The following is a 24002-nucleotide window of genomic DNA, read 5'->3' as shown; positions in this document are numbered from 1 at the left end:
CTAATAATAGTTTTATTTATCTAATTCTTTAAGCTTTGCTTTCATTTGGTCAATCTCCGCTTGCTGGCTGGTAATAATATTTTTAATTAATTCCTTTATTTCAGGGTCGGTAACCGATGCCTCTTTTCCCATTAATATTGCTGCAGCATGGTGCGGTATCATTGATTTTAAAAATTCTTTATCCCCAACTGCCGTCTGTTGTCTAATACCTGTAAAAAATAGGATCAAAGCAATAAAACCAGTGATAACCAGTGAAATATTTAATTTCTTATTTCCGTACATGCTACCCATTACTAGAAGTTCAATTACGAGCATCGGCATGGTCATCAGTCCAGCCATGTAAAATTGGTTTATATTGGGTATTACATTGGCAAAAACATCTACCATTGAATACATGAGTATATACATAGCTATAAATGATAACACTATCATAATCGCCAATTTCTTGTACATAGTCAAACTTAACTCTTTTGAATGTTCTTCTGTAGTGTGCTTCATTTCCATAATTTTTTGATTTAAAAATTAATTGAATTTATTTTTTCAATAGTAACTCTAACTCTAAAATTTGTTTTTTGAGTGATTCAACACTTTTCATTTTTTTTAATTCTGCTATTGATAAAGCTTTTTTCCCTGCTTCAATTGCACTTGGATAGTCTTTTAGTTCCGTTGCTATTTTTTGTCTCAAATTAGGATAGTAAAAATTCTGCGGATCTAATTTCTCGGCTTCAATAAGCCAAGCTATTGCTTGTTTGGAATCTCTATTGGTACTGTAATAATAGTTTGCGGCTTGAAATAATAAATTAGCATCAAGGGTTTTTTCTTTAATGATGTTTTTATCTATTACTGCTAAAATATTTTTATCTGCTTTGCTTTTCAATGGAATTTTCACCATCGAATTTTCCCATATTATTTTTAGAAATCCCTCCCCTTTGTTATTAATGTCATTTATTTCGATTGTAAATGTTTCATAAAAATTGGGTATGCTTTCCACTGGAACTGTAAAACGAAAAACATCTTTTTTGGCATCGTATCCGGTTTCTCCATGTAATGTAGTATCTGTATTTACAATTATTGTCCACTCCTTTTTTGAAGGTATTGTGAATATTGAGTAACTACCCATTTTTAAAGTAGTATTTCCAAATACAATATCTTCGTTGGTAGTTATTGAAGTACAATCACTGGCGCCAGTTCGCCAGAGTTTTTCAAAAGGCACTAATTCACCAAATATTTTTCTGCCTCTTGCTAGTGGTCTGCTGTAAGAAACTTTGATTATTGTGCTACCCAATTCTTGTTCAAATGATGCAGATGGACTTGCAGAAGTTAGTTTTATTTGAACTTTTTCTTGTGCCGAAATTACTAAAGCTTGTAAAATAAAGAAATGTATTAGAATTACTTTTTTCATGGTTTTTAATTTTAAATTGATTTTATTGTTTTTTTTTATTATCTTATTATTTTAATTTTTCTTCAGTTCCGCTGTTGCCCAAGTGTTCACTCCGGATAAATATGTAAAAATAAAATCCTGATAATCCTATAAATAAATTCCAGAAACTATGTAGTTGAAAATAACTGTTTGCATTATACAGAATTTTATGTGTATCCAACTCGAACCAAATAAAGGCAATCATAGCACATACAACGCTAAAAATTAAGTAGTTGATATTCGTTTTCTTGGGATTAGCTAAGATACTTGCAATAGCAAATGAAAAAAACATCAGAATGCATACAAAGGATACTATTTGTTCCTTACCCCTTGGGGTAAAAAAGGAAAGTAAAAGGCAGACAGTGATGTAAATTAAATAAACAACAACAGTTATTTCCTTTTTTGAAAAACGCAACTGTTCCTCATTTTTAGTGAGTAACCATCGGCAGGAAAAATACATTACAGGAAAAAGCGAAAAAAAATATACAGCCGAATAATCAATTTTAAGAGCCAGTTTTATAAGCGAAGCATGATAAAATGTGCTACCAAAAAAGACATATAGCAGAATGAAGGCAAAAAATATTTTATGAATCCGATTCTTTTTATTTTGGCTGTAAGGGTCACTATTCTTCAATTCTTTCTGACTTTCTTTAAAAATAATGATTGCCACTATTAAATAAATTATTCCACTAAATACATTAACTGGATGACGTACTGGTTTGTTCATTTCAATTTTTTCGCTAAACATTTCAACAGTTTTATGATCTGCTGGGAAATCTTTCCAGAAATCCTGAAGTAATGGATTATGATTAAGCCACCAAATAGCTAAAGCAAAAAGCAAGGTTATGGCTAACAACAGGACAACCGTTCCTGTTCCGATAAAAATATCAGGGCATACTATGCGTTTTTTTTTGATACAGTATGTTAGAAATTTTTTAACCATTATTGCTGTTGATTTATTTGTTAAATCCAAGCTATATTTTTATTTTCTGGATGAATTATGACTAACCATTATTTTCCATTCACCGTTCATTTTCCTTAAAACGCTCGTGCCAATTCCCTTGCGTTTTAACACTTTATTATCTTTTGCCACTACAATTGTATAATTGTATGTTTCAGTAGAAAATGCATATTCGCCGCTTACCGTAACATCAACTTTATAATCGCTGAAAGTGAACGATTTAAATTCTTTCATTTCGGGCGCAAGGTGATGTTCTAAATAGTGAGCATAACCACCTTCATTACCACCTGATTCATATATTTTAGAATCGGTAGTAAATAGCTTTTCTGTACCAGTAATATCTAATTTTTCAACAGCAGAATTGTATTGCTTTAGTACCATTTTTACAGCATCTGTGTCTTTGTCTTGGGCAAACATACTTGCTGTTACTAATAGTAATAAAAAAACTTTTGTAAACATTTTTTTTGATAATTTCATTTTTATTTATTTAGATTATTATTGTTTTATTTTTTTCCAAATTTTTCTAATAGTAGGCGAAGAGATATACCAAAGTAAAAAACCACTTAAAACAGTTATTAACCCTAATAAGGAAAAGACTCTTAAAACAATATTATTCATGTTATCTCTGCCTTCATAATCCATGGTATGGGTCATCCATAAAAAGTCAAACCATCGCCAATCTCTATGTCTAATCGTTTGAAAAGCTCCATCATTTGCTGAAATATAAGCCTTTAAATTATTTGGTTCTTGGTATAAAATAACATAGGCAGGTAGTAAATGCTCTCTATATTCATGGTGTTTCCCTACTTCTTTAATGAGTTGTATTTCTTTTACTTTTAAACCTGATACAATATTTTTATCTGCAATTGACAACGCTTCTTCTTTAGAGATACCAGTTTTTAATTTTCCAGTTTTAGCATTATAAAGCATCTTCTCATTCACCCAATAAAAAGGTTGATTATTTATTTTCCTTAATTCTATAGATTGAATTGCTATCGAAGGATGAAGAAGGGAAGGACTTATTAAATCCGAAAACGACTCAGCAACAATTCCTTTTTTATGAAATTGCATTCCGTGAATGTCATCAATATTAGACCAACTAAAATACAGACCGCTAATGGTCCACATTAAGAATTGAAGACCTAAAAATATTCCTAAATATCGGTGAGATTTTCTAATCCATTTTACTTTTTTTCGTTTAATCATTTACCTTTTAATTTTTTTTAAATTGTTAAATAAACTGAACCAACTTTGAAAATCGCATTAAAATTGCAATTATATAAAACAGAATATATTAGAATATTCATTGCTTAATTTCCTATTCCATTCCGCCAGTTTCGGACCAATAACTTATTCCATTCGGTTTTTTGCCTACTGCAATTGTATTAATTACTTTTTGAGTTGCGACCTCTATTACTGAAATAGTATTGTCACCACTATTGGTTACATAAACTGTTTTTCCGTCTTTGCTAACCACTACACCGTGTGCCTTATTACCTGCGATTATAGTTTTAATAACTTTGTTACTGGTTATGTCAATTACAAAAACTTTATTAGAAACAGGCCTACCCATTGTTTCCCCTTGATCGGCTACATATAAAAATTTGCTGTCTGGCGTGGCATACAATTGAATTGGACCTTGCGCGTCATTTGGTAATTTTATTCTTGTTATTTGGGCATTTGTAATATCATATTTTACTACTTCTTTAGTATCATACAAACTAGCAAAAATAAATTTTTCATCTTGTGTAGTTGCAACTTGCACACCCACTCCTCCCAGTGGAATGTCTGTTATTGTGCCATCAGCAATAGTAACAATCGACATACTTTTTGCATCCATATTTGCAACATAAAGTTTTCCGTTTTGATGTCTAAAACCGTGTGGTAAATATCCTTTTCCTAATTCAAATTTTTGAGTTATTTTATATGTTTTGGCATCGACTTGAAATATCTGATTTGTTTCATTTGCAGTTGCATAAGCATATTCAGATTTATTATCTAAAACTACATGAGCCAGATGTAAATCCTTACCAAGTTCAATACGCTTTTTTATTGAATTAGTGTTTGGATCAATTACTATCAATTGGTTTGTTGCTGTACTATCCATAGGTATTGCCGTCACCCAAACGGATTTCCCATCAGGCGCAACTTGTACGTTATGAGCCATAAACATCATTCCTGAAGAGTCACTAATTGATATTTCTGTATTTTTTGTACTGTCCTGAAGGTTTATAACAGAAATACTACCTCCATCCTCATTAGCTACATATACTTTTGCTAATTGCATTGTTTTTTTAGGATTATTGCAACTGCCTATTATTAAGCCAGCCACTACTAATACTACCATAATCTGAAATTTTTTGAGTACTACAAGATTTTTCATTTTTTTATTATTTAAGTTGATTTTGCTATTTTTTCCATAATGGAATAATCTGAACCAAATTTGCAAATTGCGTCACATTGGTTTCGCAATTCAGAAAATAGTATGTATTTGATATTCATTTTTGAATTTTTAATAACAGGTCTATTCAATTGTTGTATCACATCTTTTTCGCGACTGTCCGGAATGATGATATAAAATACCTCTTCGCCATTGGAAATACTAAAATACAAGTCGGATAAACGTAAAATACCTGAATAAATACTGGTGCTTTTTTCTACTTCAAATGCTCCAATGATATTGTTTGTTCCTTTTTTAAACCAAAGCACATCAATGAGTTTAATCGTGTTTTGGGTGTCTTTATCTGTTGGCAATTCAGGAAATTTACTAATTGATATAAACGAAAAACTTTGGCCATTAAACGCTTTACTTTTATCATTACTGGCTGGTGTAACATCATAACCCAATGAAACTCCAATTTTAAGTAAGTGGTATTGCATTTCGTTATGAAGATTTTCTGCCAATTTTTCTTCCTGAATTTCTTTTTGGCGTTTTAAAATATTCTTTTCAAATCGAGTACGTTCGTCTTCGCTTAAATATTCATCGTTACCAATTAGCATTTTTTGGGTTCCAATTTCAAAGCATAAACCTGCAATCGCTCCTAAATCATTTGATAATTCAGATTTATGTTTACTGTTAGTTTCGATTAATGTTTCTCGGATCTTAAGATATTCTGTCCAACTGCCTAACTTCTTTTTGTCTTTGAATAGAAAATTAAATCCGCTGAGAATTGCCGTATTGAATGGCGGAAACCAAGTTGGGTGCAAAAAATATAAAATACTCGCTACCGCCGGACCTAAACCTTTTATTTTTAATTCATCCAATTTTACAATTTCTTTTACAACCTGTTCTTCAGTTTTTGCGTTTATACAGTTTTCGAGAAATTGGCCGAAAGCAATTTTATTGTTTGGATTTTCGTAAATATCAGGAATTCGCAATTTTGGTTTCCAATAAAAAGGATGTGCCACACCTACAAAAATTTGTTTTTGTTCTGCAATACAACTCAATACAAATTCTAAACTACTCCCTTTAAAATCATTTGGAAAAGTCTTATTTTTGATATCGTCAATGACTTGTAAAATTCCCCTACGAATGGTTCGAAATGCTTTTAGCCTTTGGTCGTTATCGACAAACCAAGTATTATAAACGCTTTCTGTATCGGTTTTGTATTGTTGTATTATTTGCGTTAGGTTATTCATTTTTAGTTTATGTATAAATTTGCTTTCAATTTAATATTTTCATAATCATTGACACCTAATATCACATTTCCATTCCCTCCATGGGGTCACTTCCTTTGCGGAATTTATATTCGCTGTTTATGGCATACGCTCCAGTAATGACTACTTTTTTAGATGGATCCATTTCCGATTTAATTTCAATCATCCCATTGGTTTCCACTCCAGTTTCTACCATTAGGCTTTCAAATACCCCTGGTCTTTTTTCAATCCATACATAAGAAGCATTTTCTTCCCGGATAACAGCATCAGTAGGTACAAATAATCCTTTTATATTTGATTGTGTCAATTTTGCAATGGCCTGCATCCCAGGTTTTAAGAGTAGGTTTTGATTCGGGACTTCCATACGAATTAAAAGCAGTCTAGTATCCGGATTTATTTCAGGATTGATAAATGAAACTTTTGCATTTATGGTTGTATCTGGAAAATCGGAAAATGAAACTGTTGCGTTTTGACCAAGGTGCAAACTTTTTGCATAGCTTACATTTACCTGTGTTTCAAGCCAAAGACTGTTCAAATTGGCCAATTTAATTATGCCCGAACCTTCCATGATATAACTCCCTTCTGTCGCTACTATTTCTGAAATAGTTCCACTGTAGGTACTATAAAAAGTAGTATAGGGAGAAACTTCATTACTGCTTTTTATGCTTTCAATTTGTTTGTTGGATAAGCCAAAGAACAAAAGTTTTTGTTTGGCAGCATTCAGCATGTTTCGTGCATTTTTTCCAAAATCACCAGGCATAGCAAGTTGTTTATACGCAGTAAAATAATCTTGCTTGGCAATGGCAATGTCTTCGCTGTACAATTGATAAACCGCTGCGTTTTTTTTAATATAATCGCCAGTAGTTTTGAAGTATAACTTTTCAATTCTTCCCATTGCTCTAGCGGAAATGGTATTAATTTTCTCTTGATTAATTGTTAAAACTCCCGTATAGGATTGTTCTAAACTGCTTTGGGTTGTTGCAATACTTTGCGTGGTGATGTTTCCCAATTGTATCTGCTGTTTACTCAAGGTTATTTCGTTAGTTGCCGAATCGTCATTTTTCATTGGAGTCAAATCCATGTGGCAAATGGGACATTTCCCTGGCTTATCTTCCTTCACTTGTGGATCCATGGAACAAGTATAGAAAAGACTTTCCTTTGTTTGATGGGTACTATGGTCTTCCTTGTTTTTAGTATTACAAGCTATAAACGCGGTAAGTATTAAAAATAGAATGCTGATTTTTTTTAATGCTTTCATGGCTACTCTGTTTTTATAAAGCTTTCGCTGTCAATTAAATATTGTGCATTTTTGGCAATGGTATCTTCAACGGAAATGCCGCCTATAATTTGGACAAAATTATTAACTTCAATTCCCGTTTTTATTTCTCTTACTTTAAAGCCGTTATCCATTTTAAAAAAAACTATTTTTTTATTTCCAATACTCACCAATGCTTGTTTTTGTACCCAAGTCCCTTTCGTCGGATTTGTTTTTACAATGCCTTGTAATCGCAAACCTATGGGTAATTTCAGCGTATTGTTATTTAAATAAACTCTGATTCTGTTTGATTTATCAGTTGGACTAAATTGTGTTTCTATAAAGTTTATTTGTGCGTTGATGACTTCATTTTCGTCTAACTCTGAAGTAATAGTAATAGATTGATTTATTTTGATTAGGCTATTGTAACCTTGTACGACATTAAAAATACCCCATACTTTATCGGTATTCACTAATTTAAAAACAATCTGACTTTTTTTAATGTAATCACCTTCTTTTATAGCTAAATTTTCTGTGATTGTATTAGAATTTTGCATTGTTGCATTGGCACTTATGGTCATGCTTTCTGTTCCCTGAATAATTCCGTTAGCAGGACTGTATATAGAAATTACCGGGTATACTCTTTTGGCAGAAGCCAATGAATTTATTTGATTATTTGTCATTCCGTAGAGCAATAATTTTTGCTTTGAGGCTTTAATGATTGACGAGTTATCAGAATCATTGGAAACTAAATAAATAAAATTTTGCTGTTCCGTGAGTAATTCCGGACTGTATAAATCAAAAAGTTTTTGTCCTTTAGCTACTTTTTGATATTTATAATTTACATACATTTTTTCTATTCTTCCACTTATTCGAGCTGCAATATTTACGGAGGAATTTGGGTCGTACGCCACTAGACCGGGTAAACTGATTTCACTGCTTATTGTTGTGTCTTTTGGGGTAGTGGTTTGATAATTACCAACAATAAAATTATCGGTAGGTCTTAAAAGGTTTTCGATAGAATTGTCTTCCCCGGCATGACTTTCTGTTATTTTTTTTATCAAAGTCATTCCGCAAATGGGACAATTTCCGGGTTTGTCGCGAATAATTTGGGGATGCATAGAACAGGTATAAATTGCTGTTTGATGTGAATTCTCCGAATGATTATCTGATTTCACAGCTAAGAAATAGATAGCAAATCCAATAATAGAAATTACTATAACTACCAAACTATATTTTAAAAATTTGTTCATAATCATTTAGTTTCCAGTTGTTTTTCAATTTCCACTTGGGTAGCCAGAATGGCTTTCAATTTGTCGAGGGCATCAATTTGCGCCATATTTAATGCTTCGGATGCTTGCAATACAAGCAACAAATCTGCGGTGTTGTTTTGCCAAGCAAGCACAGCAGTGTCGTAATTTTTTCTTAATGCAGGAATAATACTTTCTTCGGCAATTTTGTATTGTTTTTTAAGATTCAAAAATTCTGAATTCATACCTTTTATGATTCCATCTGCCTCATTTGCCATCATTTGTTTTTGCCAAACAAGACTTTCGTTTTTAAATTTAATACTAGAAATATTGGCTTTATTCATTTTGGTAGACCAAGGCATGGGAATGGTAATCATCGCCATTAAAGAAAATTGTTTTGGTTGATTTCCAAATGTAAACATGTGGTCGTATTTTATTCCAAAATCGGGACGGGTGTTGGCTTTCTCTGTTGCAATTTTCAACTCGTTAATCTCTATGGTTTTATCTATAGCTTTAAAGTCGCTTCTGCTATTTATAGAAGAGGAAAGATCTGTTTGAAATAAATTGTATTCTTTAATTTGATAAGTCGATTCTATTTCCAACGAATTATTTTTATCTCTTGCCATCAAAGTATTTAACATATATTTTCTTTGAGAAATGTCATTTTCCAGCATTACAATCATACTTTGTAAAGCGCTATATTGAGATTTTGCTTTATAATAGGACGGTAACTTGTCCATGTTGTATTGGTATCTGATTTCCATACTTTTGAACATATACTCTAAAAGTAAAAGATTATCTTGAGCTATTTTCAGTTTCTTGGCAATGATAATCCATTCATAATAATACGTTTTTGCATAAGCATTGAGTTGATTGATGGTGTAATTCTTGTTTTCTTTTTCGACAGAAGACATGGCATTCATGTAATTGAATTGTGCATCTTGTTTTGAACCATTAGGTATCATTTGTGTAATGCCGAACATAAACGAACCCATTCCTGGACCCATTTCATCGGCTTTCCATAATTTACTATTGAAAGGCGTCATAAAAAACCCCGTTTCCACTTGTGGTGCCATCCAGCTTTTTGCTCCCTTTGCAGCTGCATCCATACTTTGAATATCAGCATCATACATTTTTAATTGTGGATTATTTGTTTTGATAATCGTCAAAACAGCATCCAACGAAAGTGTTTGCGCCACTATATTAGCAGTACTTAAAAGCAAACAGCTTATAACGAGATAATAGTTATTCTTTAACATCTATAAGTTCTATTTTACCTTTTGTTCTTAATTCGCGAAGTTTTGACATTTCAAAAACAACTGGTGTTACTAATAATACATAAATAGTTGAAGTTATTGTTCCTCCAATGAGTGGGACCGTAATTGGGAGCATCACATCTGCACCTGTCCCAGTTGCCCAAAGAATTGGGATTAATCCAAATAATGACACCGAAACTGTCATTAGTTTTGGTCGCAATCTTTTGGCTGAACCATCAATAATATACTGTCTCAAAATATCTTCAGTAATTGTTGCTGCACTGTTGCCATATTTTGCTACCATTTTATTCATTGATTCATTCAAATAAATGGTCATCAGCATCGCTGTTTCTATGGCCATTCCAAACAGCGCAATAAAACCAACGGCGACCGCCACCGATAAATTGATGCCATAAAAATAGACCATAAAAATCCCCCCAATTAAGGCAAATGGCACTGTTATCATGGTGATTAAAGCTTCTTTCATCGAATGATAGGTAAAGAATAAAATCAGGAAAATGATAATAACAACGATGGGCAATATCATGCTTAACGTTTTGTTGGCTCTGATTTGGTTTTCCCATTGCCCGCTCCATTCCACATAATACCCTTTGGGCATTTTTGTTATCATTGCGTTCAGTTTTTTCTGTGCTTCTTTTACGGTGCTTCCTAAATCACGCTCCCGAACATTAAATAACACGCTGCCACGAAGCATGGCATTTTCGCTGTTTATCATGGGTGGTCCATCGCTTATTTTTACGTCGGCAACGGCTTCCAAAGGAATTGGCCCGTATTGCATGGTTTGCACTTGCAGTTTTTTCAGGGCTTCAATGCTGTTTCGGTATTCCTGTGCATATCGCGCATTTACCGAAAAGCGTTGTCTTCCTTCGATAGTTGTGGTCAGTTTCATTCCGCCAATAGCGGCTTCGACAACGTTATTTACATCGTCAATAGTAAGTCCGTATCGGCCAATTGCCTCCCGCTTTGCTTCAATATCAATATATTTCCCGCCTGTTATAGGTTCGGAATATAAATCTTTTATTCCAGCCGTTCCTTCGAGTGCTTTTTTGATTTTTTGGGATAAAGCATTTATGGTATCTAAATCGGCTCCGTAAACTTTTATGCCCACATCAGTTCGGATACCGGTAGAAAGCATATTGATCCGATTGATAATAGGCTGGGTAAAACCATTCGTTACCCCGGGAATTTGCAGTTTATTGTTTATTTCGGTTACAATGTCATTCTTGTTTTTTCCCTCTCTCCATTCGTTTTGGGGTTTTAGCAAAACAATCGTTTCAATCATACTTATGGGACTATTGTCTGTCGCTGTATTCGCCCTTCCGGCTTTTCCTAAAACATGGGCGACTTCGGGTATCGATTTTATCAATTTATCCTGCACCTGCAAAATTCGTTTTACTTCGGAATTGGAAACATCGGGCAGGGTAACCGGCATAAACAGAATGGAACCTTCATCTAATGGAGGCATGAATTCTGAGCCCAGACGCGTAAACATCAATACGCCAATTAGTAAAGCAATGATATTTAAACCCAACACTGTTTTTCTCCATTTCAAAGAAAAAGTCAGAATAGGGGTGTAAATACTTTCCAGTTTTCTGCTAATTGGGTTTTTTGCTTCGGGGCGAAGTTTGCCTTTGAGCAAAAAACTGATCAAAACAGGCGTAAGTGAAATGGCCAAAAAGGCATCTACAATAAGGATGAACGATTTTGTCCAAGCCAGCGGACTAAACAATTTGCCTTCCATACCCGTAAGAAGAAACACCGGTAAAAACGAAGTAATTACAATTAAGGTGGAATAAAAAACCCCTGGCCCAACCAATTTGGAGGACGATTCAATGATCTTCAGTTTTTCTTCGGAAGATAACGGGTCGTGTTCTTTTTTAAATATATTTTTTATGAAATTTTTCATTTTTCAGTCGATTGTTGATTATTATCCATTTCTTCCTGTTTCTCCGAAATATTCCGATAGGAATTTTCGACCATTACAATTGCATCATCGACCACAACTCCTATTGCAAGAGCGATACCGGTTAATGACATAATATTGGATGAAATCCCGAAAGCCTGGAGCAAAATAAAACCAACAGCAACGGATATTGGAAGCTGAATAAGGATGATTAAAGCACTTCGCCAATGAAAAAGAAACAGAAGGATAACTATAGAAACAACAATCATTTCTTCGATTAAAGTTCCTTTGACAGATTCGATAGCCTGTTCTATGAGTTCGCTTCTGTCATACGAGGTTTTAAAAGAAACGCCTTCCGGGAGTCCTTTTTCGACTTCTTTCATTTTTAATTTAACCGCTTTTATCACTTTATCGGCATTTTCGCCATAGCGCATCACTACAATTCCGCCGACTACTTCGCCTGTACCATTCTCATCAAAAATTCCCAAACGCAAATCGCCTCCCATTTGTATGGAACCCAGATCTTTTACTCTTACAGGAACAGCATTGTAATTTTTAACCGTAATATCTTCGACATCTTTTATGTTTTTGATATAGCCCAATCCCCTTACAATGTAGGCCATATTGCTCATTTCAAATTTCCTTCCGCCGACATCGTTGTTGTTTGCCTTGACAGCATTCATCACCTCCATCATGCTTACATTATAGTACTGCATTTTTAGAGGATCTAACACCAATTGATATTGTTTTTCAAAACCTCCAAAAGAAGCCACTTCGGCCACGCCGGGAACGGTTTGCAATGCAAATTTCACATACCAATCCTGCAAAGCGCGTTGCTCTCCTAAGTCCATACCGTTGGTTTCTAAATGATACCAAAAAATATGTCCCACACCCGTGCCATCGGGACCTAAGGTTGGCACAACATTTTGAGGCAACAATCGTTGTGCGTAATTTAATCGTTCCAAAACGCGCGTTCTTGCCCAATAAACATCGACATCATCTTCAAAAATGATATATACAAAGCTCATCCCAAACATGGAAGCGCCACGAATGTTTTTAATTTTTGGTATTCCTTGCAGGTTAGAAACCAAAGGATAGGTTACTTGTGCTTCTATAACCTGTGGACTTCTTCCCATCCATTCTGTAAAAACAATGACTTGATTTTCTGATAAATCAGGAATTGCATCTATAGGATTTTGTTGTACACTATAAATACCCCAAGCAAATAAGCAGGCCGAAACGAGAAGGACAACAAATCTATTCTTTAACGAGAATGATATTAATTTTTCTACCATGACATTTAGTTTTCTAATGAAAGACTATCTTTTGTTTTATTTATCCAATTGATTACTTCCTCTTTTTTAGCAGGTGTTACTATTGCATTTTTATGAAGTAACGTGTAGGACGCTAAGGGCATTTCATCAGACTTTATTTGTTTGATGATAGCTTCTAATTTGTTTTCTTGTTTTCGCTTGGAGTACTTTCCAAACTCATTAAAGTTCAAATCCATTTTACCATCTTTAATGTGTTCTTCCATAAAAAACCGTGCTGGCTGAATGTAAGAATATAATGGATAATTGGTATTGTTACTGTGACAATCGTAGCAAGATGTCCGTAAAATAGTTTCAACATTTTTAGGAACATCGTACATTTTCGTGAAATTTGCAGTTAATTCCTGCTCATAACTTTCATTACGAGCAGGTTGATATAACTGCATCAACAAAAAAATAACAAACCCAATTATGAGTATTTTCTTGATGATTTTTTTCATTTTATAATTGTTTTTTCATAGAACCACAAGTAAGCATTTTCGAACCGTAGTAAGGATTTTTTATTTCTTTGCTTTCACTTATCCAAATAGCCCCTTTTCCTTCATTATACATAGGACAAAAGTCTTGATATAGTTTTTGTTTTGCTCCAAATATTTTTATCAAATCATTCACATCTTTACTCAACATCGCAAAATGTTCTCTTTGGTGGTCAATTTTTCCAACATTATCGCCAATGTGTTCTGCGTGTTCTTTAGCATCATCAGCAATATCAATATATTCTGTTTTCAATTTTGGATCTATTGTATTGGTATTGACTTTATTGAAAGTTGCATATAATGCTTTACCCGCATTGGCTGCTCCTTTTGTATCGTCTTTTGTGAGTGCGTTTTTTAGTTTTAAATAATCAGAAATGATTTCATTTGTAGAAAATGTTGTTTGGGTAACCGATGTAGCTTCATTATTAACTTCAACTGTTGTTGCATCATCGTGACTATGACTACCATCAGTATGATCATGAGCTGCTTCATTTTGTACAACTGGTTCGGTTAGTTCCATTCCACATTTTGAGCATTTTTCACCTTTTTTCCCTGTAACCTCTGGGTGCATTGGACACGCGTATAATTGCGAAGTACTCTCTGTTGTTTCTGAATTAGTTGTTGCAGCTTCTTTATTTTTTTGGTTACAAGAAACTAGTACAAATGCCATTGCTATGGCTGAAAGGATTAGATTTTTCATTTTATTAAATTTAAATTGTTGTTGTTAATTTTTGTATTCTACACTTCTTAATTCGTAACATTAAAAAAAGTATATTCTAATTTTATCATAAAACCATTTGGTGCTGTACGCTCCATTTTACTATATAATTGCTGTCTGTAAGCTAAATCTATTCTTGCTTGACTATTAACAATAAATTGAATAGATGGCACAATATCTAAATAAGATTTCCCATTTTCATTTAATCGTTGCCCTAAAAATTCAAGCATTGCATTGATATTAGTCTGTTTGTAGCTGGTATATGTTTTAGGATACATTAATTTCCCAATAGAAAGCGTATAATTCATCGCACTATTGCTTTGTGTAGCGGGAAATTTGTAATCCGGTTTATTGTCTAAAGCTCTTTCATAACTTATTGTTGAACTTATGGCGACTTTTTTTATTAATTTTGTGGCTACAATTCCAGTTTCATAACCCGTATTGTGACCCATAGTTTCTATTTCTTCCTGATGAATATCAGCGTTATTGAAACTGTATCTTCCAAATGCTGCCATACGAAAATGACTGTGCATATCATCTGCAGATAAGAATCGATATTTAGCATATAAACTACCTCCTTCCGTTGCCCATTTATCACCAGTATTGCTTATAAAAGCTGAAGCAGAAACCATCCAATTTTTATTAATTCCCCACATTAGTTCAGGCATGTTATGGTAATTGAGTGCGCCATCTTTTTCAAACATAAATGAATTCATATCCCTAATGCGTATTGCATCTGTTGGCATATTGCTGGCAGGTTCTGTCATAACAAACAATTCTTGTGCATTCATTTGATGGGTAAACAGAATTGAGAAAACGAATAATAAATATTTCATTCTTTATAAAGTTATTAAATGATAATCGTCTTCATTATCTGTAGCATAACTAAGATATTTAGAAAAAGATTTTACTAATTTTTTATACTCTTTTTGGGTAACAAAACCTTTGTCTAACACCCTTACTTTGGTTTCACCGTTTAACGTTTTAGCTTTTGCATCCACAAAAACAAGTGTAACATCGTCTTTTTTAACCGTTAGGTTATCCTCAATTTTTAAGTTATCAAATGACATTGTTACTACCATTGAACCCACAAAAAAGCCAGCTTTTTCAACTCTTTCTTTTAAAACTCTTGGTTTGATGTTATTGTCTTTTTTTAGAAAAACGGTAAATGTATTTGTGTTCAAATCGGTAGCAACACTATCAACTTCAGCTAATGATTTAAGTTGTTTGTTTATGGAATTTGAACACATGGAGCAAGTAAGTCCTGTTGCTATTATTTCTGCTTTTGCAATTTGTGCATACGATTTTATGCTCGTTGTCATAACCAAAATTACTACAATTATAAATTTTAAATTTGCTTTTTTCATTGTTATTATTTTTAATATGATTACTAATTTCTTGTTCTGTTGGATTAATGGCTATTAAGCTGAATCCATTTTAATCGTTTATCAAATTTTCATTTGATATTTTAGAAATTAATAGTTTACATTTTTATTACAACACCATTTGGTTTTTTACCAACATTGATTGTTTTAGTAACGGTATGATTGATAACATTTACAACAGAAACTGTATTTGCTGTTTGGTTGGTTACATACGCTGTATTTCCGTCGGTAGTGAACGAAATTGCGTGAGCACCAGCACCAGTATTAAAAGCTCCGCCGTGCATCCACATCATCATTGCAGTATCCCAAGTCCAGTAATGTACTTTTCCAGCCATTGGGTCTGAAACCCATAACTCGCTTTTTGTTCCGTTGTGTGAAGCAATTCCGGGCATAAAACCTAAAACAATGGTTTGGTCAACGGCATTTGTAGCCACATTGATAACAGAAATAGATTGTCCGTCTTCATTATCAACATACATTTTACCATCGCTACCAGTCCAAGCTCCGACAGGATTATCTCCTACTGTAACCGTTGCAATAACTGCTTTTGTTGACACATTGATTACAGAAATAGTATCATCATCGCCATTAGCAACATAGGCTTTTGTTCCGTCAGATGAAAAAGTTAATTCGGCTGGCATCATTCCAACAGTAATCGTGTTGGTTAATGCATAGGTAGAAGCATTATACACCAATACTTTACCATTCATATTCATTTGCGGTACCCAAATTTCTGTTCCGTTTGGTGAGTATGTTGTATTATGGTTCATCAATGGTAAATTCATATTTTTTACTGTTGTACCATTGATTGCATCAATAATCAATAATTTGCCTGTCATTCCTGTTGTTCCTCCTGAATGTCCAGCTGAAAAGTCCATACCTGGAACACCAATGGCTAAATGATTTGAGTGTGTAGAAATGTGATGAGGCCACATTATCATATCAGTTCCAGTTCCCATTAAGTTAATTGTTTCTGTGACTTCATTTGTGGATAATTTGATTACAGAAATCGTAGCATCTTCTCCATTCACCACATAGGCAGCAGGATAGTTTATATTTAAAGTTGTATCCATATTCATATTGTCGTCTTTACTACAAGATGATAAAAGCATAACTCCAATTGTTGAAGCGGTAAAAAAAATATTCTTCATTTATTATTTTTTTATAATTATTTAATTGTCTCTACTGTTTTACCACAACTCAACATTTGTGAACCATAATATGGGTTTTTAATGGTACTTTCTTTGCTCAACCAATTGGCACCTTTACCACCATTTGCCATTGGGCAAAACTGATAATAAATTGGCGTTTCCGCTTTTGAAACTTTCAGAAGTTCATACATATTTTTTGATAAAGTCATAAAATAGTCTCTTTGGTGTTTTACATCTTGTGTTTCGGAAATATGTTTGGCATCTTCTTTCAGTTGATTCATTACTTTCATCCAAACCATATGCTCTTCCATTTTCAATGTTTCCATTTTTATTTCATTGATTGCAGAAAGCAATTTTTTAGATTGCATCGAAGCTGTTTTGCCATCCGTTTTTACTAAAGCATCTTTCAATAAAAAGTAATTATCAAATACTGGTTTTAATTGATTTTGAGTTACTTGTTCTATTTTTTGAGTTTCTGATTGATTGGCGTGAGCGCTATGATTTTCCATAGTTGCCATTTGCTTCGCCTTTTCGCTATCGCTCGGGTCTGATTTAATTTCGGTTTTTACTGCAACTTTTGCCTCTCTATCATATTGACAACAGCCATGAAGATTGTTATATACATCATCTGGAGCAAGAAATTTTTCACTATCATATCCAGCTAAAGCAATACGTTTTAGAATTTCATCTTGGTTGGTTTGTTTGGTATCATAAGTGATAGTAGCCATTCCAGTAGTTGCATTCCAATCTACTTTGGCAACTTTTTTGAGATTTCCTGCTTTTTCTATCGTAGCTTCACACATTCCACAGTTACCGAATATTTTTACGGTTTCGGTTTTAGCGTTTTTAATTTGCGCGTTAGCGACTACGACTGATAGCAATAGAGTTATTGCCATCACTATTTTTTTTAGTGATTTCATTGTAAAATAATTTTAAATTGAATTAGTTAAACAAAAACAAAATGACCGCACAACAAAGCCATCCTTTTGAAAATGAAATTAACTGAGAAAGTAAATGATTTAAAGCAATAATTGCTTTTGATTTGACACAATTATGGCTATCAAATTTAAAATTTATCCTATTTTTGGTATAAGCCATAAAGAATTGAAACCAGAAGAAATGGAGGTTTCGTAATTGTAAAAATTTTGTTTTTCTGAAAAGAAATTAAAAATATTTCTATTAAAATTCAATTCATTAATAGAAACAGATGTGTTGCAAGAAGAAGCACAACCACATTTGGAATGGCTGCATTTTCCTCCGCAACCTTCGTGGTTTTTAGTTTTTGAATGATTATCACCTTCGCAACAATCTTTTTTATCTGTTTTAGAAGAGATTTCTTTTTTGCAAGATTGTTTTTCTGAATTGTTTCCACACGCAAAAGTTACCATTGGCATCAAGAAGAAGCCAAGTACAACGATTAATAAAATGTGAAACTTTTTCATTTGTATCGAAAATCTAATATTGAACAAAGTTAGAGAAATAATCTTAATTCTCGCTAAAGACTTGTTAAAAAAATTTCATCACTACTATTTTGTTTTGATTCATATTCTCATTAAAAGTATTATTAGGGAAGCAAATAGATAAAGACTAAACTACTTTAATCTTTGTTATGAGTATTAAGTAATCGGAACAATTTATTATTATATAACAATATTATGTAATCAGCTTTATTACAAGTAGTTAATGTTTATTTTTGAAAAACAAAATGCGACAGTATTATAGTCTTTCTACTTAATCTCATCTATGTAAAATTTTAAATCATATAAATGTATTAATTCCTCATTGTTATCTGGTATTTGAGCCAGTTGATACAAATTGTAGTTTTTCAGGAAAACTATTATATCGAAATTTTGAGTTTTCTCATCATAATCTAAAGTTAGAAATTTGAATTCACTAGCTTTTAATGTTATCTCATGGAAGATATATGGCCATTCAAATCCATCGATAATTTTATCAATTCTTTCCGTTGGTTAAATGAAAGCGATGAATTCTTAGTTCTTCAGTTGGGGTGCGTTATCAATTAACTAGTTTCATAATCAACAATTATATATTTTTTTTAATTTGTAAAAATTACTAATCTACATGTTACAAGGGTTCAGTAAATTAAAAACAGTCTTTTAGCCCTGAAAACAAAAATACTGATTATCAGATAATTAAATATTTTTATCTCGCGAGATATCACTAAGCATAATTGAAGAATCAATTATAATAGAATATTTATAAAAAAATTAACAATCGAGACGGCGAATTAAATAATATCTTTGCTGCCAACATGGCAAAAAAATTCTACATACTATTAATTGTTACGCTTGGCTTCCTTATAGGGCCAACGCTGGCTTTTGCGCATGGTATAAAAGCAGAGATGGCATGTTGTAAAAAAGAGTCTGCAGCAAAAACATGTTGTAAAGAGAAAGATTCTAAAAAGAAAGAACACAGTTGCGATAATAGCTGTTTAGGTAATTCTTGTGGATGCCCAACTGCTTACTGTAGCTATAGCTCTATTCTTACTTTTCAAACAGAAAATAATTCTCTTTTTAGTTTTTCAGAAAGAAAACAAAATTACTTTTATTCAGAAATTTTTATCTCTTCAGGTTTCCGTTCTATCTGGCTTCCGCCTAAAATAAGCTAGATTCCTTTTTTGACAGCTACAAATCTGTCTAATCCAAAGCCTGTTTTATGGCTTAAAAAATCATTAAATATTAATCCAACCAACACTATTCATAGCTGTAAATGCTATGGCTTCTGTCATGCTTTAGGATTAATTCATTCAAAATTATAAAAACAATGAACTCAATAAAAAAATTATTGATGGCAATGACTCTATTGCTATCAGTCACTTTCGCCAGCGCGCAAATAAAAAACAAAACAACTGAAACCGTAAAAATCAATGGTAATTGTGGTATGTGCAAAAAAACTATTGAAACGGCTGCAAACATTGATAAAGTTGCCAAAGTAAATTGGGACACGAACACCAAAACCGCTACAGTTACCTACGATACAAAGAAAACCAATCTGGATGCGATACTAAAACGTGTTGCAGATGCTGGATATGACAATGAAAAATTTAATGCCCAAAATGCTGTTTACGATGAATTGCACGGATGTTGCCAATATGATAGAGAAGCAAGTCCTAAAAAAGCGGAGTAATCATAATCAAATCATTTAAATTAAATTTCATGTTCAAAATAAAAAATATAATCACATTATTCTCCCTGATAGCAACTGTTTCTATAGCAAGTGCACAAATAAAAATAGGAGATTCTTTTCCAGATGTTCAGCTTCAAAACAATAAGAACGCTACAGTTAAACTAAATACTTTTAAAGGAAAAACAGTTTTGGTAGATTTTTGGGCATCATGGTGTGCACCTTGCCGAATGGCCAATAAAAAATTGGTGAAAATGTATGACCAATACAAAGGTCAGAATTTTGAAATTGTTGGAATTTCAATTGATATAGATAAGACAAAATGGTTAAAAGCCATTGAAAAAGACAAAATGAAACACCAGCAATTAATCGACCCGAAAGGTTTTGATGCCAAAACAGCTGTAACCTTTGGAGTTGATTCTTTGCCATCGACCTATCTTTTTGATGCATCAGGAAAACTGATTGCCATCAATCCAACCGAAGCACAAATAATTGCTCAAATCAAAAAAAACAAAAAATAAAATGAAAACATTACATATAAAATTCGTAGCCGCTACACTTTTAGTATTATTAACTGGTGTAAAATCATATTCTCAAATCACTAAAGCCGAAATAATGGCAACGGGATTAACTTGTTCTATGTGCTCTAATGCGATAAATAAACAATTAAAATCTTTTACCGAAGTAGATAGTATTGGTACTGATTTAAACACAAATACGTTTACCGTTTACTTTAAAAAAGATAATTCATTACAACCTAAAGTATTGAAAAACGCTGTTGAAAAAGCTGGTTTCTTCGTAGGTTCTATGGTTTTGACTGCAAAGTTCCATACTCCAAAAATTGAGGATAATACAACGGTAAAAGTCGACGATGTTACGTATACTTTTATCGATATTAAAAATCCAGTAGCTCATGAAGAAACAAAATACAGAGTTCTGGATAAAGGTTTTGTAACCCAAAAAGAGTATAAAAAACTAGTTAAATCATATTCAAAATATCCTGGTTATGCAACAGAAAATGAAAATGATTATTATTTGAAAGCACTATAAAAATGAAATATCTATCAATTGTTTTCTTATTGTTTATTTCATTCGAAATAGATGCTCAAGAATTATTTGTAGTAACCGAACCCGCCAGTAATGTTCCGGCGGGTTCTATTGGGGTTCGGGTTGGTCAATCTCTTATGAAAAATCAACTGGAAAGTGGCTCTATGTATAATTTAACTCCCGAAGTTACCTGGGGAATAAATAAAAACCTAATGGTTCGTACCTCAGCTTTTCTTAGTAACCAAGAAAATGGATTGGGACTTAAAGGTGGTGGTATTTATGCAAAATACCGTTTCTTTTCTGTAGACAATTTACAAAGTCATTTTAGGATGGCTGCCTTTGGACGATACAGTTATAACAACTCTTTTATTAATCAAGAAGCGATAGACTTAATGGGAGGAAACTCTGGTTACGAGGCAGGTTTAGTAGCTACACAATTAATCAAAAAAGTTGCAATAAGTTCTTCTGTAAGTTATGCGCGAGCACTTAATAACAGCGATTATAATTTCCCGGAACTTCTGGGGAACAGTGCCGTGAATTATACGTTCTCGGTAGGGAAACTGATGTATCCTAAAAAATATACTAGTTTTAAACAAACCAATATTAATACGATGCTGGAATTTACTGGACAAACGATAACAGAAAGCGGAAAATCATACCTTGATGTTGTTCCTTCAATCCAGTTTATCTTTAACAGTCAGGCGAGGATTGATCTTGCTTACAAAAAAGAATTGTACAGCTCGATGCAGCGCGCAACATCTGATGGTTTCTTCTTAAAACTTGAATATACTTTTTTCAATGTTACCAAATAAATTACTTTTCCTAAAATCTTAATTTAAGCTTTTAGTTCTGAAATTATTCAAAGATTTTGACTCTTTCAGAATATATATGGGGCTAAAAAAATAAATGTTTTCGATGGCATTTTTCTTGCCATCAAGGCATCTACTATGAATTATAGGAAAAAGGTTCATAAACATTTCAAAAAAATTAAATTACCACTAGAACTAGTTGTTCTGATTAAACTTATAATAATGAAGAAAATCTTTTATTTACTACTCTTGGGCTTTGTTTTTGTCAAAGCCCAGGCACAAATTATAAATCCTGTGAAATGGGAAGCAGCAATTGAGAAAAAATCCAACTCTGAGTACATCCTTACTTTTAATGGTAATATCGAAGCAGGTTGGCACGTATATTCTCAATTTACACCTGAAGATGGTCCTCTTCCTGCCGAATTCATTTTTCATGATAGTAAAAACAATTATGAATTTATTGGAAAAGCAACCGAAAGTGAAACCAAACGAGAGTTTAATGAAATCTTTGGTGTCGATGAAATCTTCTTTTCCGATAAAGTTACTTTTACCCAATTAATCAAACAGATTAATCCAGAAAAGGAAATTATACAAGTGGAGCTTTCTTACCAAGTTTGCAAGGAAAACTGCATTAGCGAAACAAAATACTTTGAGTTTGATCTTAAAACGCTTGAAGCAAAAGAAATCCAGGCTTCCGATATTGCAAACGAAAAAACTACCAAAGCTGATGCAAATACTGCGGTAGAAAAACAACCAGAATCTAATGAATCTGATTCTAGTTTATATATGATTTTCTTTATTGCTTTCTTATCTGGTTTTGCGGCATTGCTTACTCCTTGCGTGTTTCCGATGATCCCAATGACAGTAAGTTTCTTTACAAAACAAAGCAAAAACAAAGCCAAAGGAATTAAAAATGCCATTATCTATGGTATTTCAATCGTCTTGATTTATGTATTTCTAGGAACTGTAATTACCCTTATTTTTGGAGCAGATGCGTTAAATGCATTGTCAACCAATGTCTGGTTTAATGTTATTTTCTTTGTATTATTGGTTGTATTTGCTCTATCGTTTTTAGGTGCTTTCGAAATCATGTTGCCTAATTCCTGGGCCAATAAAGTAGACCGTCAAGCGGATAAAGGTGGCATATTAGGAATCGTATTCATGGCATTGGCTCTAGCAATAGTTTCCTTTTCTTGTACCGGACCAATTATAGGCACACTATTAGTCGAAGCTGCTTCCAAAGGTGGAATTGCACCAATTGTGGGAATGTTAGGTTTTTCTTTTGCTTTAGCATTACCTTTTATGCTGTTTGCCATGTTCCCGGGTTGGTTAAATACATTACCAAAATCTGGCGGATGGTTAAATACAGTAAAAGTATTTTTAGGTTTTATAGAATTGGCTTTGGCTTTTAAATTCTTGTCTAATGCCGATTTGGTATTGCAATTACATTGGTTTGAAAGAGAAATATTCTTAGCCATTTGGATAGCGATATTCGGTACTTTGGCATTCTACTTATTCGGAAAAATAACCTTGCCACATGATTCTCCTTCGTCTTCAATTTCAGTAGGAAGATTATCTGTTGGACTAGTGGTATTGGTATTTACAATATATCTTATTCCGGGTTTATGGGGTGCTCCATTAAAATTAATAAGTGGCTTTCCTCCACCTATGACCTATAGCGAATCTCCATACGGTGTAGGCGGCTCCAACAGAGAATCTACATCAGCAATAGCATTACCAGACGGAGCACATAAAGGACCACATGATATTATGGCTTTTACCGATTATGAAAAAGGATTGGCTTACGCCAAAAGTGTAAACAAACCTATTCTCTTAGATTTTACAGGATTTGCTTGTGTAAATTGCCGAAAAATGGAAGATTATGTTTGGTCGGATCCTCGCATTTTATCTATTTTAAATAATGAAGTAGTTCTTATTTCACTATATGTTGATGACAAAAGAGAATTGCCTATCGAAGAACAATATGTCTCTAAAGAAACTGGCAAAAAGATAAAATCAATAGGAAACAAATGGAGTGATTTTCAAATTACACGTTATAAAGCAAATGCTCAACCCTATTATATCATATTAGATACTAATGAAAAAAGTTTAAATAAACCCGCTGGATATACGCCAGACATTGCAGAATATGAGCAATGGCTGAAATTAGGTATTGAACAATTTAAAAAATAAATAAAGCTGTCCGAAGAGTAATTTT

Annotated in this window: 25 protein-coding genes; 6 read left to right on the top strand and 19 right to left on the bottom strand. The window is 33.1% G+C overall.

The window, feature by feature from the left end; genetic code table 11:
* Nucleotides 1–12 precede the first annotated feature (12 nt).
* The 19 genes from ACNQGX_RS14925 to ACNQGX_RS14835 all read right to left on the bottom strand — a co-directional run bounded on the left by ACNQGX_RS14925 (nucleotide 13) and on the right by ACNQGX_RS14835 (nucleotide 18226).
* Nucleotides 13–504, bottom strand: a complete 492-nt coding sequence (locus ACNQGX_RS14925; protein WP_417977556.1) for a DUF305 domain-containing protein — start codon at nucleotides 502–504, stop codon at nucleotides 13–15.
* 28 nt (nucleotides 505–532) lie between these two features.
* On the bottom strand, nucleotides 533–1402 hold the full coding sequence (locus tag ACNQGX_RS14920; protein WP_417977554.1) for a DUF2911 domain-containing protein: 870 nt from the start codon (nucleotides 1400–1402) through the stop codon (nucleotides 533–535).
* 46 nt (nucleotides 1403–1448) lie between these two features.
* Nucleotides 1449–2393, bottom strand: coding sequence for a ceramidase domain-containing protein (locus ACNQGX_RS14915; RefSeq protein ID WP_417977553.1), 945 nt, complete (start codon nucleotides 2391–2393; stop codon nucleotides 1449–1451).
* Between the two features lie 9 nt (nucleotides 2394–2402).
* On the bottom strand, nucleotides 2403–2858 hold the full coding sequence (locus ACNQGX_RS14910; RefSeq protein ID WP_417977551.1) for a YybH family protein: 456 nt from the start codon (nucleotides 2856–2858) through the stop codon (nucleotides 2403–2405).
* A gap of 18 nt (nucleotides 2859–2876) precedes the next feature.
* Nucleotides 2877–3587, bottom strand: coding sequence for a PepSY domain-containing protein (locus ACNQGX_RS14905; protein WP_417977549.1), 711 nt, complete (start codon nucleotides 3585–3587; stop codon nucleotides 2877–2879).
* Nucleotides 3588–3699: 112 nt separating this feature from the next.
* A complete protein-coding gene (locus ACNQGX_RS14900) occupies nucleotides 3700–4764 on the bottom strand; it encodes a Vgb family protein (protein ID WP_417977548.1) in 1065 nt (354 codons plus the stop codon).
* A gap of 11 nt (nucleotides 4765–4775) precedes the next feature.
* Nucleotides 4776–6020, bottom strand: a complete 1245-nt coding sequence (locus tag ACNQGX_RS14895; protein WP_417977546.1) for a hypothetical protein — start codon at nucleotides 6018–6020, stop codon at nucleotides 4776–4778.
* 61 nt (nucleotides 6021–6081) lie between these two features.
* Nucleotides 6082–7296: an efflux RND transporter periplasmic adaptor subunit gene (locus ACNQGX_RS14890; protein WP_417977544.1), complete on the bottom strand. Its 1215-nt coding sequence runs from the start codon at nucleotides 7294–7296 to the stop codon at nucleotides 6082–6084.
* Between the two features lie 2 nt (nucleotides 7297–7298).
* Nucleotides 7299–8546, bottom strand: coding sequence for a heavy metal-binding domain-containing protein (locus ACNQGX_RS14885; protein WP_417977542.1), 1248 nt, complete (start codon nucleotides 8544–8546; stop codon nucleotides 7299–7301).
* A gap of 2 nt (nucleotides 8547–8548) precedes the next feature.
* A complete protein-coding gene (locus ACNQGX_RS14880; RefSeq protein ID WP_417977541.1) occupies nucleotides 8549–9802 on the bottom strand; it encodes a TolC family protein in 1254 nt (417 codons plus the stop codon).
* Entirely contained in the window at nucleotides 9789–11726 is a 1938-nt protein-coding gene (locus ACNQGX_RS14875) for an efflux RND transporter permease subunit (protein ID WP_417977539.1), read from the bottom strand. The genes ACNQGX_RS14880 and ACNQGX_RS14875 overlap by 14 nt, the downstream gene beginning before the upstream one ends.
* Nucleotides 11723–13018 (bottom strand): efflux RND transporter permease subunit, encoded by a 1296-nt coding sequence (locus ACNQGX_RS14870; protein WP_417977537.1) that lies wholly within the window; start codon nucleotides 13016–13018, stop codon nucleotides 11723–11725. The genes ACNQGX_RS14875 and ACNQGX_RS14870 overlap by 4 nt, the downstream gene beginning before the upstream one ends.
* Before the next feature lie 5 nt (nucleotides 13019–13023).
* Nucleotides 13024–13494: a heme-binding domain-containing protein gene (locus tag ACNQGX_RS14865; RefSeq protein ID WP_417977535.1), complete on the bottom strand. Its 471-nt coding sequence runs from the start codon at nucleotides 13492–13494 to the stop codon at nucleotides 13024–13026.
* Between the two features lies 1 nt (nucleotide 13495).
* Nucleotides 13496–14230: a DUF3347 domain-containing protein gene (locus tag ACNQGX_RS14860; protein ID WP_417977533.1), complete on the bottom strand. Its 735-nt coding sequence runs from the start codon at nucleotides 14228–14230 to the stop codon at nucleotides 13496–13498.
* Nucleotides 14231–14277: 47 nt separating this feature from the next.
* Nucleotides 14278–15084, bottom strand: a complete 807-nt coding sequence (locus ACNQGX_RS14855; protein ID WP_417977531.1) for a hypothetical protein — start codon at nucleotides 15082–15084, stop codon at nucleotides 14278–14280.
* Between the two features lie 3 nt (nucleotides 15085–15087).
* Nucleotides 15088–15615, bottom strand: a complete 528-nt coding sequence (locus tag ACNQGX_RS14850) for a heavy-metal-associated domain-containing protein (protein ID WP_417977530.1) — start codon at nucleotides 15613–15615, stop codon at nucleotides 15088–15090.
* A 116-nt stretch (nucleotides 15616–15731) separates the two neighbouring features.
* Entirely contained in the window at nucleotides 15732–16784 is a 1053-nt protein-coding gene (locus ACNQGX_RS14845) for a YncE family protein (RefSeq protein ID WP_417977528.1), read from the bottom strand.
* 17 nt (nucleotides 16785–16801) lie between these two features.
* Nucleotides 16802–17704 carry a DUF3347 domain-containing protein gene (locus tag ACNQGX_RS14840; protein ID WP_417977526.1) on the bottom strand — a complete coding sequence of 301 codons (903 nt, stop codon included), beginning with the start codon at nucleotides 17702–17704 and terminating at the stop codon, nucleotides 16802–16804.
* Nucleotides 17705–17857: 153 nt separating this feature from the next.
* Nucleotides 17858–18226, bottom strand: coding sequence for a hypothetical protein (locus tag ACNQGX_RS14835; RefSeq protein ID WP_417977524.1), 369 nt, complete (start codon nucleotides 18224–18226; stop codon nucleotides 17858–17860).
* A gap of 830 nt (nucleotides 18227–19056) precedes the next feature.
* Between ACNQGX_RS14835 and ACNQGX_RS14830 the strand changes: the two genes are divergently transcribed.
* The 6 genes from ACNQGX_RS14830 to ACNQGX_RS14805 all read left to right on the top strand — a co-directional run bounded on the left by ACNQGX_RS14830 (nucleotide 19057) and on the right by ACNQGX_RS14805 (nucleotide 23977).
* Nucleotides 19057–19413, top strand: coding sequence for a hypothetical protein (locus ACNQGX_RS14830; RefSeq protein WP_417977522.1), 357 nt, complete (start codon nucleotides 19057–19059; stop codon nucleotides 19411–19413).
* A 155-nt stretch (nucleotides 19414–19568) separates the two neighbouring features.
* A complete protein-coding gene (locus ACNQGX_RS14825) occupies nucleotides 19569–19931 on the top strand; it encodes a heavy-metal-associated domain-containing protein (RefSeq protein ID WP_417977520.1) in 363 nt (120 codons plus the stop codon).
* Between the two features lie 29 nt (nucleotides 19932–19960).
* Nucleotides 19961–20449 carry a TlpA family protein disulfide reductase gene (locus tag ACNQGX_RS14820; protein ID WP_417977518.1) on the top strand — a complete coding sequence of 163 codons (489 nt, stop codon included), beginning with the start codon at nucleotides 19961–19963 and terminating at the stop codon, nucleotides 20447–20449.
* Between the two features lies 1 nt (nucleotide 20450).
* Complete coding sequence (locus ACNQGX_RS14815; protein ID WP_417977516.1) at nucleotides 20451–20978, top strand: heavy-metal-associated domain-containing protein; 528 nt, start codon at nucleotides 20451–20453, stop codon at nucleotides 20976–20978.
* 2 nt (nucleotides 20979–20980) lie between these two features.
* Complete coding sequence (locus ACNQGX_RS14810) at nucleotides 20981–21787, top strand: hypothetical protein (protein WP_417977514.1); 807 nt, start codon at nucleotides 20981–20983, stop codon at nucleotides 21785–21787.
* A gap of 219 nt (nucleotides 21788–22006) precedes the next feature.
* Nucleotides 22007–23977 (top strand): protein-disulfide reductase DsbD family protein, encoded by a 1971-nt coding sequence (locus tag ACNQGX_RS14805; protein WP_417977512.1) that lies wholly within the window; start codon nucleotides 22007–22009, stop codon nucleotides 23975–23977.
* Nucleotides 23978–24002: the final 25 nt, after the last annotated feature.

The sequence above is a fragment of the Flavobacterium glycogeni genome (assembly GCF_048286775.1).
GTDB lineage: Bacteria > Bacteroidota > Bacteroidia > Flavobacteriales > Flavobacteriaceae > Flavobacterium.
The sequence above is the reverse complement of the archived record's forward strand: the minus strand, read 5'-3'. Positions and strand labels throughout refer to the sequence as shown.

Excerpts from the sequence above, each read along its gene's own strand:
- ACNQGX_RS14895 (WP_417977546.1), bottom strand. The coding sequence starts at position 6,020 with ATGAATAACCTAACGCAAATAATACAACAATACAAAACCGATACAGAA.
- ACNQGX_RS14890 (WP_417977544.1), bottom strand. The coding sequence starts at position 7,296 with ATGAAAGCATTAAAAAAAATCAGCATTCTATTTTTAATACTTACCGCG.
- ACNQGX_RS14830 (WP_417977522.1), top strand. The coding sequence starts at position 19,057 with ATGGCAAAAAAATTCTACATACTATTAATTGTTACGCTTGGCTTCCTT.
- ACNQGX_RS14815 (WP_417977516.1), top strand. The coding sequence starts at position 20,451 with ATGAAAACATTACATATAAAATTCGTAGCCGCTACACTTTTAGTATTA.
- ACNQGX_RS14910 (WP_417977551.1), bottom strand. The coding sequence starts at position 2,858 with ATGAAATTATCAAAAAAAATGTTTACAAAAGTTTTTTTATTACTATTA.
- ACNQGX_RS14845 (WP_417977528.1), bottom strand. The coding sequence starts at position 16,784 with ATGAAGAATATTTTTTTTACCGCTTCAACAATTGGAGTTATGCTTTTA.
- ACNQGX_RS14860 (WP_417977533.1), bottom strand. The coding sequence starts at position 14,230 with ATGAAAAATCTAATCCTTTCAGCCATAGCAATGGCATTTGTACTAGTT.
- ACNQGX_RS14865 (WP_417977535.1), bottom strand. The coding sequence starts at position 13,494 with ATGAAAAAAATCATCAAGAAAATACTCATAATTGGGTTTGTTATTTTT.
- ACNQGX_RS14855 (WP_417977531.1), bottom strand. The coding sequence starts at position 15,084 with ATGAAATATTTATTATTCGTTTTCTCAATTCTGTTTACCCATCAAATG.
- ACNQGX_RS14905 (WP_417977549.1), bottom strand. The coding sequence starts at position 3,587 with ATGATTAAACGAAAAAAAGTAAAATGGATTAGAAAATCTCACCGATAT.
- ACNQGX_RS14920 (WP_417977554.1), bottom strand. The coding sequence starts at position 1,402 with ATGAAAAAAGTAATTCTAATACATTTCTTTATTTTACAAGCTTTAGTA.
- ACNQGX_RS14835 (WP_417977524.1), bottom strand. The coding sequence starts at position 18,226 with ATGAAAAAGTTTCACATTTTATTAATCGTTGTACTTGGCTTCTTCTTG.
- ACNQGX_RS14925 (WP_417977556.1), bottom strand. The coding sequence starts at position 504 with ATGGAAATGAAGCACACTACAGAAGAACATTCAAAAGAGTTAAGTTTG.
- ACNQGX_RS14850 (WP_417977530.1), bottom strand. The coding sequence starts at position 15,615 with ATGAAAAAAGCAAATTTAAAATTTATAATTGTAGTAATTTTGGTTATG.
- ACNQGX_RS14870 (WP_417977537.1), bottom strand. The coding sequence starts at position 13,018 with ATGGTAGAAAAATTAATATCATTCTCGTTAAAGAATAGATTTGTTGTC.
- ACNQGX_RS14875 (WP_417977539.1), bottom strand. The coding sequence starts at position 11,726 with ATGAAAAATTTCATAAAAAATATATTTAAAAAAGAACACGACCCGTTA.
- ACNQGX_RS14900 (WP_417977548.1), bottom strand. The coding sequence starts at position 4,764 with ATGAAAAATCTTGTAGTACTCAAAAAATTTCAGATTATGGTAGTATTA.
- ACNQGX_RS14810 (WP_417977514.1), top strand. The coding sequence starts at position 20,981 with ATGAAATATCTATCAATTGTTTTCTTATTGTTTATTTCATTCGAAATA.
- ACNQGX_RS14880 (WP_417977541.1), bottom strand. The coding sequence starts at position 9,802 with ATGTTAAAGAATAACTATTATCTCGTTATAAGCTGTTTGCTTTTAAGT.
- ACNQGX_RS14840 (WP_417977526.1), bottom strand. The coding sequence starts at position 17,704 with ATGAAATCACTAAAAAAAATAGTGATGGCAATAACTCTATTGCTATCA.
- ACNQGX_RS14805 (WP_417977512.1), top strand. The coding sequence starts at position 22,007 with ATGAAGAAAATCTTTTATTTACTACTCTTGGGCTTTGTTTTTGTCAAA.
- ACNQGX_RS14885 (WP_417977542.1), bottom strand. The coding sequence starts at position 8,546 with ATGAACAAATTTTTAAAATATAGTTTGGTAGTTATAGTAATTTCTATT.
- ACNQGX_RS14820 (WP_417977518.1), top strand. The coding sequence starts at position 19,961 with ATGTTCAAAATAAAAAATATAATCACATTATTCTCCCTGATAGCAACT.
- ACNQGX_RS14825 (WP_417977520.1), top strand. The coding sequence starts at position 19,569 with ATGAACTCAATAAAAAAATTATTGATGGCAATGACTCTATTGCTATCA.